We start from the raw sequence: 11,682 nt of genomic DNA, 5'->3' as shown, positions 1-11,682 counted from the left end.
ATGACTACCTTGAAAATTATTCGATGAGCGCCGCGACCACGGCGGGGATCTGTTGCGGATTCACGATGCGTAACTGTTTATGCCGCCCCAGTTCGCCTTTCTCGATGGTGACGCTGCTTTTCGCCACTTTGAACTGCTTGGCGATAAACTTGATCAGATGGGCGTTGGCTTGGCCGTCGACCGGCGGGGCGGTGATGGCGACTTTCAGTTCGTCGCCATGCAAGCCGATAATTTGGTCGCGGCTGGCTTTCGGCTGAATATATAGCCTGATCGCCAGCCCGTCCAGCACGGGAGTGACTGCACTCACAGCAGGAACCAGATCTCGCCGAACAGATCCATGCCCAGGTAGTTGATCAGATAGAGGATCAGGATCACCACCATGGCGGAAAAGTCGATGCCGCCCATCGCCGGGATGATGCGACGGATCGGCGCCATCAACGGTTCGGTCAGCTGGTACATCACGTAGTCGATCGGGCTGCGGCCCTGACTGATCCAGCTCATCAGCGCACGAATGATCATCACCCAGAAGATCAGGTAGCCGGCGGATTTCACCAGCGAGATCAGGCCGAACAGCAGGTTATACGGGCTGAGCGACATCGCGCCGCCCTGGATTAGCAGCAGCAGCGGGTACTTGATGGTCATCAGCAGGAATGCCAGCAACAGCGAAGCGCTGTCGATAGGCCCCAGCGACGGGATAATACGGCGCAGCGGGCCGACGACCGGCTGGGTGATCTTCACCACAAACTGCGAGAACGGGTTGTAAAAATCGGTGCGCGTCCATTGCATCCAAATGCGCAGCAACAGCACCATCACGTACAGATCAATAACGGTCTTGACCAGGAAAGTCAGCGTTAGCATGAAGTGGTCCTTCTCCTTAACTCGTGGTTATTTAAAATAATTTTTCCATCTCTTGCGCACGGGAAACGGCGGCCTGCATCGCTTGCGCCACGGTTTCCGGCAGTTGGCGTTCGTTGAACACCCGCAGCGCTTCGGCGGTGGTGCCGCCTTTGGAAGTGACCTGCTCGCGCAGCGTGCCCAGCGGCGTATTCGGGTTGGCTTCAACCAGCGCGGCGGCGCCGGAAGCGGCCTGTTGCACCAGATCGCGCGCGGTCTGGCTGTCGAAGCCCATGCGTTCGGCCTCTTTCTGCATCGCCTCCATAAACAGGAAGAAATAGGCCGGGGCGCTGCCCGCAGCGGCGATCACGCCGTTGATGCCATTTTCGTCACCGACCCAGCAAACTTTACCGACCGACGTCATTAAATCGCCGGTGTAGTCGCGATCCTGCTGGTTGACCTGCTCCGGTGCGAACAATCCGCTCATGCCCTTGCCGACCAGCGACGGGGTATTGGGCATGATGCGCACGATGTTCAGCTTGTCGCCGAGCAGCTGATAGAAACGGCTGACCTGAATACCGGCGGCGATCGACAGCACCAGTTTGCCGCTGAAATCGACCTGTTCGCGCAGCGGCTGACACACGTCGGCCATCATCTGCGGTTTGACCGCCAGCACGACTACGTCGGCCTCGCGCGCGCAGGCGGCGTTGTCGCCGCTGCTGACGATGCCGTAGTCCGCCGCCAGCGCGTCACGGTTCTTCGGCGAAGGGGCGCAGACGCTGATGGATTTGGCTGGATAGCCGCCCGCCACCAGGCCGGCGATGATTGCACGCGCCATGTTGCCGGCGCCGATAAAGGTAATCTTGCGATGTTGCATCAAATCCCTCGTCTGTGTGTCAGGCCTGCGAGTAGTCGCGGGCGCCAAAAATTGCGGTGCCGATGCGCACCAGTGTGCTGCCAGCGGCGATCGCCGCCGCCATGTCGTCCGTCATGCCCATCGACAGCGTATCGACCTGCGGATAACGCTGACGCAGAGCGAGAAATGCGTCGTTCATCTGGTTGAATACCGCCAGCTGCCGCTGATAGTCCGCTTCCGGCGCCGGGATGGCCATCAGACCGCGCAGCGTCAGGTTCGGCAGAGCGGCGATTGCCTCGGCCAACGCCGGCAGTTCGCTCAACGCGATGCCGGATTTACTCTGCTCGTCGCTGATGTTGATCTGAATCAGCACGTTGAGCGGCGGCATGTCGGCCGGGCGCTGATCGCTCAGGCGCTGGGCGATGCGCAGCCGATCCACGGTATGGCACCAGGTGAAGTGTTCCGCCACCAGCCGACTCTTATTGGATTGCAGCGGGCCAATAAAGTGCCACACCAACTCGCCGCCCTGCGGCGACTCGGCGAAATGCCGGATCTTGTCTACCCCTTCCTGCACGTAGTTCTCGCCGAAGGCGCGCTGGCCGGCGGCGATGGCTTCTTCGATCGCCGCCACAGGTTTGGTTTTGCTGACTGCAAGCAGGGCAACTTCTTCTGGCGCCCGCGCGCAGTTTTGCGCGGCGGCCGCGATGCGGTTTCTGACATCCTGCAGGTTCTGTTGGATAGTGCTCATTATTGACCCGGGAGAGTGATATGGATATCGATGAATTCGTGGCCCTTAGTGTAAAGCATAATGCTTCCGATCTGCACCTTTGTGCCGGCCATCCGCCGATGTTGCGCATCGACGGTGAATTGCAGCCGCTGGCGGCGGTGCCAACGCTGACGGTGCAAGGCGTGCAGACCCTCTGCGACGGATTGCTGGATGCGCGGCAGCGCGAGAGCCTGCGGCGGCTGGGGCAGATCGATCTGGCGCTGCACCGGCCGGGCGGGGAGCGACTGCGAGCCAACGTTTTTCAGCAAAGCGCGGGGATTTCTCTCGCGTTGCGGCGCATCGCCGGGCAGACGCCTTCGCTTGCCGAGCTGGCGCTGCCGGCCATCGTCCCGGCACTGCTGCGGCGCGACGACGGCTTGATTCTGGTCACCGGCGCCACCGGCAGCGGCAAGTCCACCACGCTGGCGGCGATGATCGACGAGATCAACCGGCACCAGCCGCGGCACATTTTAACGCTGGAAGATCCGATCGAATTCCTGCACCGCAGCCGGCGATCGCTGATTCAGCAGCGGGAGATCGGTCGCGACAGCCACAGCTTCGATGCGGCGTTGCGCGCCGCGCTGCGCGAAGATCCGGATGTGATCCTGCTGGGCGAACTGCGCGATGTCGCCACCATCCGGTTGGCGCTCACCGCGGCAGAGACCGGCCATCTGGTGCTGGCGACGCTGCACACCCGCAGCGCGCCGCAGGCAGTGGGACGGTTGGTGGACGTGTTTCCGGCGGAAGAAAAACCCTATGTGCGCGCTCAGCTGGCCGGCAGCCTACAGGCGGTGATCGCGCAAAAGCTGATGAGGCGGCCCGGCGGCGGGCGAGTGGCGATCTTTGAGGTGCTGACGGCGACGGCGGCAGTCAGCAATCTGATTCGCGAAGGGAAAACCCATCAGTTGGCGAGCGTGTTGCAAACCGGCGCGCAGTCCGGCATGCAAACCTTTGAACAAGGTTTGCAGCAGCGGATCGACGCCGGCGTGTTGGGAGACAGCGCGGGGGAGGGAACGGGCGTTTAGCCCAGCTGCCGTTCGAACCAGCTTTCGAGAATCACCACCGCAGAGGCGGAATCCACGCTGCCTTTGTCGAGCGCGCGGAAGCCGCCGCGATCGAACAGGTTGGCGCGCGCTTCCACGGTGCTCAGGCGCTCGTCATGCAGATCGATCTGGATGCCGAAGCGGCCGTGCAGGCGGTTGGCGAACTTGCGCGCCTGAGCGGTCACGGGTTGCTCGGTGCCGTCCATGTTCAGCGGCAGACCGACCACCACCAGATCCGGCTGCCACTCTTTCAACAGCTTTTCGATTTTTAGCCAGTCCGGTGAACCGTCCTGCGCTTTGAAAGCCGGCAGGGCGCGGGCGCTGCCGGTTAACTCCTGGCCGACGGCCGCGCCGATGCTTTTGGTGCCGAAATCGAAGGCGATAATGGTGCGGTTGCTCATCAGGCGTGTCCTGCGTGGTTGGCGATGCTGCGAATGTCGATACCCAGAAGGTTCCCCGCCTCGCGCCAACGGCTGGCGATCGGCGTGCGGAACAGAATGTCGGTGTTGGCTTCGATGGTCAGCCAGGCGTTCTCCAACACTTCCTGCTCCAGCTGGCCCTTTTCCCAACCCGCATAACCCAGCGCGACCAGCACGTCGTCCGGTTGTTCCGGCGTGCCGAGCGTTTCCAGCACGTCTTTCGAGGTGGTGATCATGGTGTTGGGGGAAATTTGAATGCTGGCGCCAAAGCCGTGGCGCGGCGTATGCAGGATAAACCCGCGATCGTCCGCCAGTGGGCCGCCGGCGAACACCGGCTTGTCCAGGCTGATAGCAGGATCGCGCGCAGGTGGCATGATCTTCAGCTTGCTCAATACCGTGGCTACCGTGAACTGCTCCACCGGTTTATTGATCACCAAACCCATGGCGCCTTCTTCGTTGTGCTCGCAGACGTAAATCACCGAGCGCTTGAAACGCGGATCCTGCAGGGTGGGCATGGCGATCAGAAAATGGTGCTGTAAATTCATGGCGTTAGTATAAGGTAATCAATGGGTGAGAAAATAAACAGCCGCCAGTATGCGGCTATACCCGCCGCCTTTCAAGCCGCGCGAAAGGGCGATGCAGGTGAGCGGGCGGCAGGCCGCCCGCATGACGCATTACTTCGCCGCCAGGCGCTTTTCAATCGCGTCCATCAACATGCCGGTAATCGAGATTGGGAATGCCGCCTCGATCTCGCGCGCGCAGGTTGGGCTGGTCACGTTGATCTCGGTCAGGCGATCGCCGATCACGTCCAGCCCAACGAAGATCAGCCCTTTCTCTTTCAGCGTCGGGGCGACGGTGCGGGCGATTTTCCAGTCGCTCTCGCTTAGCGGGCGCGCTTCGCCACGGCCGCCGGCCGCCAGGTTGCCGCGGGTTTCACCCTGCGCCGGAATGCGCGCCAGGCAGTAGGGCACCGGCTCGCCGTCGACGACCAGGATGCGTTTGTCGCCGTCCTTGATCGCCGGCAGGAAGTTCTGCGCCATGCAGAAACGGCTGCCGTGTTCGGTCAGAGTTTCGATGATCACCGACAGGTTAGGGTCGTCCTGCTTCACGCGGAAGATAGACGCGCCGCCCATGCCGTCCAGCGGCTTCAGGATGATGTCGCCGTGCTGCTGGTGGAATTTGCGGATGTGCGCGGCGCTGCGGCTGACCAGCGTGTCCGGCGTCAGCTCCGGGAACCAGGCGGTAAACAGCTTTTCGTTGCAGTCGCGCAGGCTTTGTGGCTTGTTGACCACCAGCGTGCCTTTGACTTCGGCGCGTTCCAGAATGTAGGTCGCGTAGATGTATTCGGTATCGAACGGCGGATCCTTGCGCATCAGGATCACGTCCAGATCGTACAGCGCCAAGTCCTGCTCGCTGCCGAAGCCGAACCAGTTCTCCTTGTCTTCCTTCACGCTCAGCAGGCGGGTGCGGGCGCGCCCGTCACCGGCGTGCAGATAGAGATCGTTCATCTCCATGTAGTGCAATTCGTAACCGCGGCGCTGCGCTTCGAGCAGCATAGCGAAGCTGGTGTCTTTTTTGATGTTGATGGAGTCGATAGGGTCCATCACGATGCCGAGCTTAATCATCTTTTCTCCTTTAACCCAGGTCGCCGAAACGGACCTGCAGAGCGGTAATGGCGGTGAGCGCTGTGGTTTCGGTACGCAGCACGCGTGGCCCCAGCAGGATATCAGTAAATCCGTGGCCGGTGGTCATGGCGATTTCGTCGGCGGACAAACCGCCTTCGGGGCCGATCAGCAGGCGGACGCGGTCTACCGGCTGCGGCAGGGTGTTGATGCTGTGGCTGGCGCGCGGGTGCAGGTTGAGCTTCAGGCTGCCGTCTTGCTCGGCGCACCAGGCTTCCAGTGACATCGCCTCGCGGATTTCGGGGATGCGGTTGCGGCCGCACTGTTCGCAGGCGGCGATGGCGATCTTCTGCCATTGCTGAATTTTCTTCGCCAGACGCTCGCCGTCGAGTTTGACGCCGCAGCGCTCGGAAAACAGTGGGGTAATGACGTTGACGCCCAGCTCGATGGACTTCTGAATGGTGAACTCCATCTTCTCACCGCGCGAGATAACCTGGCCCAGATGCAGGTTGAGCGGCGATTCGATGTCCTCCACGCGGCCGTCACCGAGGCGCACCAGCACGTTCTTTTTGTCCACCCGAACTATCTCGGCGTCGAACACCTGGTTGCTGCCGTCGAACAGCTGCAGCGTCTGGCCGGCGCTCATGCGCAGCACGCGGCCGACGTGGTTGGCGGCGTCCTCGCTGAGGGCGATCTCCGCCCGATCGGTCAACGGCTGCGGATGGTAAATGCGGGGTATGCGCATGGGTAGTCTGATCCTGACGAAACGGCGCCGCGGGTCGGCGGTGCCATGAAAGATAAAGGCTATAGTAGGTTAGCTTTTCCGCTGCTGACAAGCCTGTTGAATATAGGGGTTGTGGTTGCCCTGTACCTTGGCGATACGTGCTTCACGCTGACATTCCCATTGGCTCACCGGATATTGCCGGTTCCACACCTCGAACAGTTGGGTTTGCTGACGTGACAGCCGTAGCTGGTAGCGATCGCGCATGTAGAAGTAAGTGCGGGCAATGGCGCCGCGTGCGCGGGCGGGCGGCTCCGCCTGTTTATTCTTGAAGTCCACCTTCATCGGGCATTGCCCGTATTGGCCTTCACCGCCGTTCCATTGGCTGTACATGAAGTTATTGCGGTCGCCGTTCACTTCGCCGATCGCCGGCTGCAGGTTGTGCAGGTCGGTTTCTATCTGGCGATAGGTGGCGTCTTTATTGCAGTTTTTGCGGCCGCCGTCCTGCCAGCACTGCAGCTGGTGGCCGAACTGCCAGGCCGGCACCACGTGTTCCCATTCGATACGCTGCGCGCGTTGGGCGTTTTTACGCACCTGATAGCCGCAGCCGGCGAGATCCGGGATGCCCTTCTTGCCTTGCCAGTCGATGCGGCAGCCGCAGTAAAAACTGCCCGGCGCATCCTGGTTAATCTTGGCCGCCGCCGCCTTGGCCTGAGAAAAATTATTGATGCCGTGCGCCTGTACGGCGCCTGTGGCGAAAACCGCCATAAACAAAATTCTGCGAAGCATATTCCAAAACAGCTCAAAATTGGAAAAGCAGGCAGGGTAGCGGAACTTGCCGGCAGTGGCAAATGGCGATATTTACTTGTTTTAACGTATAAATCGTTTAACTAAAGGTTCTCGGTAGCGAGAAATTTCAGTTTTTCGCCGCACCGGCGGCAGCGGTATTCGCTTTCGCCGCGCAGCACGCGGTTATGGCGGCGGATGGTGAGCTGGTGCTGCCCGCAGCCGCAGCGATAGGGGAAGGTTTTGCTTTGCACCGAGGCGGTTTCGAAACGGTGAGTGCGGCTGGCTGGGGTCAGCAGTACGCTTTCCATCATCCAGCGCCATTCGCGGCCGTGCGGCGCCACCCGGCCGAATTGGCGAAACACCAGTAGGTGCGCCAACTCATGCGGCACCACTTCATCGATAAACGGCTGTTGGTTTTCCAATAGCAGCACCGGATTCAGACGGATTTCCCAGTTTTGCAGCCAGGCGGTGCCCGCGCTGGTGCCGCGTTGCTGATAGACGATGCTGGGTTCGGGGAACTCGACGGCAAAATGCCGGCGTGCCAACTGCAGCTTTTCACGCAGGCAGCGCATCACCGCTTGCTGCAGCGCGATGGGGATTCTTGGTTTGTTCATTGCGGCTTAGCTTAAGCAATGGCGCGGCGGCTGACAATACGCCCCGAAGCAAATCCGCATCCGTTGCTTTCTTTGGGCTGCGCGCCGGTTTTTCGCCACATTGATAAGACGATCGCCGTCGATGGATTGTAATCAATGTGTTAACTGCGGGATAATAAAGCGTGCATGATGAGCCTGTACCCGCAGTTCTCACCGAGCAAGGTTGAAACGCCGCCTGTGGTAATCCCTTACGCAAAGAGCGGTTATTTTGCGATTTGGCGCAATAACTGACTGATTAAAAATACGTAAGGTGGAGGCAGTTTTTTGACAAGGCGCCGAGCCGTGCGCCGCAAGTGTGAATTTAACGCAGCTGATGTTGCAAGTGAGAGATCAATGTCGAATAAACCGTTCCACTATCAAGATCCGTTCCCGCTGAAGAAAGACGATACCGAATACTACCTGCTGAGCCGCGACCACGTTTCCGTGAGCGAATTCGAAGGCCAGGAAATTCTGAAAGTTGCCCCTGAAGCGTTAACCCTGCTTGCCCAGCATGCGTTCCACGACGCGTCGTTCATGCTGCGCCCGGCGCACCAGCAGCAGGTGGCCGATATCCTCAAAGATCCGGACGCCAGCGAAAATGACAAGTACGTTGCGCTGCAATTTCTGCGTAACTCAGAAATCGCCGCCAAGGGTATTTTACCGACCTGCCAGGACACCGGCACGGCGATCATCGTCGGCAAAAAGGGCCAGCGCGTCTGGACCGGCGGCGGCGATGAAGAAGCGTTGTCGCGCGGGGTGTACAACACCTACATCGAAGAGAACCTGCGTTATTCGCAGAATGCCGCGCTGGATATGTACAAAGAGGTCAACACCGGCAGCAACCTGCCGGCGCAGATCGATCTCTACAGCGTGGACGGCGAAGAGTACAAGTTCCTGTGCATCGCCAAGGGCGGCGGTTCCGCCAACAAAACCTATCTGTATCAGGAAACCAAGGCGCTGCTGTCGCCGGGCAAACTGAAAAACTACCTGGTCGACAAGATGCGCACGTTGGGCACCGCAGCTTGCCCGCCTTACCACGTGGCGTTCGTCATCGGCGGCACCTCGGCGGAAGCGACGCTGAAAACCGTCAAGCTGGCCTCGACCAAGTATTACGATGGCCTGCCGACCGAAGGCAACGAGCATGGCCAGGCGTTCCGCGATCTGGAACTCGAAGCGGAACTGCTGCAAGAAGCGCAGAACCTGGGTCTGGGCGCGCAGTTCGGCGGCAAATACTTCGCGCACGATATTCGCGTGGTGCGTCTGCCGCGCCACGGCGCGTCCTGCCCGGTCGGCATGGGCGTCTCCTGTTCGGCGGATCGCAACATCAAAGGCAAGATCAACCGCGACGGCATCTGGCTGGAAAAACTGGAGCATAACCCGGGTAAATTCATCCCTCAGGAGCTGCGTCAGGCTGGGGAAGGCGAGGCGATCAAGGTCGATCTCAACCGCCCGATGGCGGAGATCCTCAAGCAGCTGTCGCAGTACCCGGTTTCCACCCGCCTGTCGCTGAGCGGCACCATCATCGTCGGCCGCGATATCGCGCACGCCAAGCTGAAAGAGCGTCTGGATCGCGGCGAAGGTCTGCCGCAGTACGTCAAGGATCACCCGATCTACTACGCCGGCCCGGCTAAAACGCCGGAAGGCTACGCGTCCGGTTCGCTGGGGCCAACCACCGCCGGGCGTATGGACTCCTACGTCGATCTGCTGCAATCCCACGGCGGCAGCATGATCATGCTGGCGAAAGGCAACCGCAGCCAGCAGGTGACGGATGCCTGCCACAAGCACGGCGGTTTCTACCTCGGCAGCATCGGCGGCCCGGCGGCGGTGCTGGCGCAGCAGAGCATCAAGAGCCTGGAGTGCGTGGAGTATCCTGAACTGGGTATGGAAGCGATCTGGAAAATCGAAGTGGAGGATTTCCCGGCGTTTATCCTGGTGGATGACAAAGGCAATGACTTCTTCCAGAAGATCCAGGCCGGTCAGTGCTCCAGCTGCCTGAAATAAGCGCGGCCCCCTTCACCGTCTACGGGCGGTGAAGGGGATTGTGTAAAGTCCTGTAGCCTGCTGGACGTCGAGTTTTAACCTGTATACCCTACGCGGATAGCACTAAAACTCGACTAATGGAATATCGGCAACAGAAGGTTCGGCAAGCACATGGGAACGCAGGAAAGTCATATCAAGGAATTGCTGGTCTGGATTGAGGATAACCTGACCAATCCGCTGTCGTTGGATATCGTTGCCGCCAAGTCAGGCTATACGAAATGGTACCTGCAGCGCATGTTCAAAAAGCAGACCGGATTATCGTTAGCCTCGTACATCCGTGCTCGCCGCCTCTACCTTGCCGCCTTCGCCTTGCGTTTCACGCAGAAGAGCATCCTCGATATCTCGGTCGAATATCAGTTCGACAACCAGCAGACGTTCTCGCGCTGTTTCAAGAAACACTTCGCCGAATCGCCCAGCGTGTATCGCCATGCCCGCAAGCAGGACTTCAGCAATCTGGTGCGTTCGTTGGCGGCCAGCCAGCCCGGCGATATTCAGGTTGAGCGCGTCAGCATCGCCCGAGGGCAATATGCCTTTCACGGCAAGCAGTACGCTTACCACCTGGATATCGAGAAGCTGGACAAGTCGCACCTGCCGCAGCGCAGCGCGCTGCGGGGGCAATTCTATACCTTGTTGGGCGAGCGCCCGACGCAAACCTATTCGTTTACCCAACTGGTGCCGGACGGCGAGCGGGTCAGGGTCGATTATACCCTGGGCGTGACGACGGAATACCCGCTGCGCGAAGGCGTGGTGCTGGAGCCGCTGCCGGAGATCCACGGCGAGTTTTGCCGTTTTCGCTATTCCGGCAAGCCGGTGGCGCTCAATGACCACATCATTCAGATCTACACGCAGGTGTTGCCCGAAATGGGGCTGGCCCGCGGTGACGGGCCGGACATTACGGTGTTCAGCTATTCGCTGAGCGGGAAAGAGGAACTGCATCTGGAGCTGCAGCATCTGGTGCCGGTGGTGCCGCTGCATTGATCCCGTCGGCGGCCGGCAGCCGGTTTTTTTGCTGCACGATCGCCGCCATCACCGCCAGGGCGATCTCCGCCGGGGTTTTGCTGCCGAGCGGCAGGCCGATTGGCGCATGGATGCGTTCCAGCTCCTGAGGCGTGAATTCGGCAATCTGCTGCAAACGCTGGCGCCGCCGCGCGCTGTTTCTGAGCGAGCCCATGGCCCCAATGTAAAATGCCGGGGTGTGGATCGCTTCCATCAGCGTCAGGTCGTCCATGCGCGGATCGTGGGTTAGCGCCACGACGGCGGTATTGGCGTGGCAACCTCCATCCTCAATGAATTTGGCCGGAAACTGGCGCAGCAACGTCACGCCCGGCTTCAGCTCGGCGGCAAAGTTATCCAGCGCCTCCGGGCGGTTCTCGCACACCAGCACCTCAAACCCCAGCGCCACGGCGAAATCAGCACAGTACAGCGCCACGCTGGACAGTCCGGCGATCAGCAGGCGCGGCGCGGCCGCGATGTGCAGGGTGATCTGCTCAAGCCGACGTTCGACCTGCGTGGCGCTGGTGAAGTGGCTTTGCTCAAGACTGTGGCAGGCGTTGGGCAGCGTCAGACGTTTGATCAACGCGTGATGCCCTTCCAGCGCGCCGGCGATGCGTCGCAGGTAAGCGATGCTGTCTTCACCCGCCGGCAGGTATTCGATCAGCACGTCCAGCACGCCGCCGCAGGGCAGCGCCACGTTAGGCGTCATGCCGCCTTCGCCGTAACGGATCACCTGGCTGGCCGCCTGATACTCCCCGGCGGCCACGCGACGCAAGAAATCCTCCTCCACGCAGCCGCCCGACAGCGAACCGCTGTAGCGGCCGTCGCGGGTCGCCGCCATCAGCGCGCCCGGCGACCGCGGCGAAGAGCCGTAGGTACTGAGCACGGTGCATAACCAGACCGGCTGTTGCTGCAGCCAGCTTATCGCCTGGCTGACCACGGTGACATCAAGATGTTGCATAGGTGA

Annotated in this window: 14 protein-coding genes; 3 read left to right on the top strand and 11 right to left on the bottom strand. The window is 60.6% G+C overall.

Annotation, left to right across the window (positions count from 1 at the left end; all coding sequences use genetic code 11):
* Window positions 1–16: 16 nt before the first annotated feature.
* From yggU to EGY12_RS03900, 4 genes are read right to left on the bottom strand one after another with little or no spacing between them, the layout of a single operon-like run.
* The gene (yggU, locus tag EGY12_RS03915) at window positions 17–307 is read right to left on the bottom strand and encodes a DUF167 family protein YggU (protein WP_033649585.1); all 291 of its coding nucleotides are present in this window, start codon (window positions 305–307) and stop codon (window positions 17–19) included.
* Window positions 304–858 (bottom strand): YggT family protein, encoded by a 555-nt coding sequence (locus EGY12_RS03910; RefSeq protein ID WP_033635944.1) that lies wholly within the window; start codon window positions 856–858, stop codon window positions 304–306. The genes yggU and EGY12_RS03910 overlap by 4 nt, the downstream gene beginning before the upstream one ends.
* Before the next feature lie 31 nt (window positions 859–889).
* Window positions 890–1,711: a pyrroline-5-carboxylate reductase gene (proC, locus tag EGY12_RS03905; RefSeq protein ID WP_123892635.1), complete on the bottom strand. Its 822-nt coding sequence runs from the start codon at window positions 1,709–1,711 to the stop codon at window positions 890–892.
* Window positions 1,712–1,730: 19 nt separating this feature from the next.
* Window positions 1,731–2,438, bottom strand: coding sequence for a YggS family pyridoxal phosphate-dependent enzyme (locus EGY12_RS03900; RefSeq protein WP_123892634.1), 708 nt, complete (start codon window positions 2,436–2,438; stop codon window positions 1,731–1,733).
* A 20-nt stretch (window positions 2,439–2,458) separates the two neighbouring features.
* Between EGY12_RS03900 and EGY12_RS03895 the strand changes: the two genes are divergently transcribed.
* Complete coding sequence (locus EGY12_RS03895) at window positions 2,459–3,481, top strand: type IV pilus twitching motility protein PilT (protein ID WP_123892633.1); 1,023 nt, start codon at window positions 2,459–2,461, stop codon at window positions 3,479–3,481.
* Here EGY12_RS03895 and ruvX read toward each other — a convergent pair.
* The 6 genes from ruvX to EGY12_RS03865 form a co-directional block, all read right to left on the bottom strand.
* The gene (gene ruvX / locus EGY12_RS03890; RefSeq protein WP_015379046.1) at window positions 3,478–3,900 is read right to left on the bottom strand and encodes a Holliday junction resolvase RuvX; all 423 of its coding nucleotides are present in this window, start codon (window positions 3,898–3,900) and stop codon (window positions 3,478–3,480) included. The genes EGY12_RS03895 and ruvX overlap by 4 nt on opposite strands.
* Entirely contained in the window at window positions 3,900–4,463 is a 564-nt protein-coding gene (locus tag EGY12_RS03885) for a YqgE/AlgH family protein (RefSeq protein WP_033635940.1), read from the bottom strand. Before EGY12_RS03885 ends, ruvX begins: the two co-directional genes overlap by 1 nt.
* A 129-nt stretch (window positions 4,464–4,592) precedes the next feature.
* On the bottom strand, window positions 4,593–5,543 hold the full coding sequence (gene gshB / locus EGY12_RS03880; RefSeq protein WP_123892632.1) for a glutathione synthase: 951 nt from the start codon (window positions 5,541–5,543) through the stop codon (window positions 4,593–4,595).
* 10 nt (window positions 5,544–5,553) lie between these two features.
* Window positions 5,554–6,285, bottom strand: coding sequence for a 16S rRNA (uracil(1498)-N(3))-methyltransferase (rsmE, locus tag EGY12_RS03875; protein WP_123892631.1), 732 nt, complete (start codon window positions 6,283–6,285; stop codon window positions 5,554–5,556).
* A 69-nt stretch (window positions 6,286–6,354) separates the two neighbouring features.
* Window positions 6,355–7,050: a deoxyribonuclease I gene (gene endA / locus EGY12_RS03870; protein ID WP_123892630.1), complete on the bottom strand. Its 696-nt coding sequence runs from the start codon at window positions 7,048–7,050 to the stop codon at window positions 6,355–6,357.
* 101 nt (window positions 7,051–7,151) lie between these two features.
* A complete protein-coding gene (locus tag EGY12_RS03865) occupies window positions 7,152–7,664 on the bottom strand; it encodes a SprT family zinc-dependent metalloprotease (RefSeq protein ID WP_123892629.1) in 513 nt (170 codons plus the stop codon).
* A 372-nt stretch (window positions 7,665–8,036) separates the two neighbouring features.
* Between EGY12_RS03865 and fumA the strand changes: the two genes are divergently transcribed.
* Together fumA and EGY12_RS03855 are read left to right on the top strand one after the other, a co-directional pair.
* Entirely contained in the window at window positions 8,037–9,683 is a 1,647-nt protein-coding gene (gene fumA, locus EGY12_RS03860) for a class I fumarate hydratase FumA (protein WP_004937467.1), read from the top strand.
* Window positions 9,684–9,833: 150 nt separating this feature from the next.
* Entirely contained in the window at window positions 9,834–10,700 is an 867-nt protein-coding gene (locus EGY12_RS03855; protein ID WP_123892628.1) for a helix-turn-helix domain-containing protein, read from the top strand.
* Here EGY12_RS03855 and EGY12_RS03850 read toward each other — a convergent pair.
* A complete protein-coding gene (locus EGY12_RS03850; protein ID WP_123892627.1) occupies window positions 10,624–11,676 on the bottom strand; it encodes an XdhC family protein in 1,053 nt (350 codons plus the stop codon). The genes EGY12_RS03855 and EGY12_RS03850 overlap by 77 nt on opposite strands.
* Window positions 11,677–11,682 lie beyond the last annotated feature (6 nt).

Origin of the sequence: Serratia sp. FDAARGOS_506 (assembly GCF_003812745.1) — a bacterium.
Lineage (GTDB): Bacteria > Pseudomonadota > Gammaproteobacteria > Enterobacterales > Enterobacteriaceae > Serratia.
Note: the sequence above shows the minus strand (reverse complement) of the source record. Positions and strands in the feature narration are given on the sequence as shown.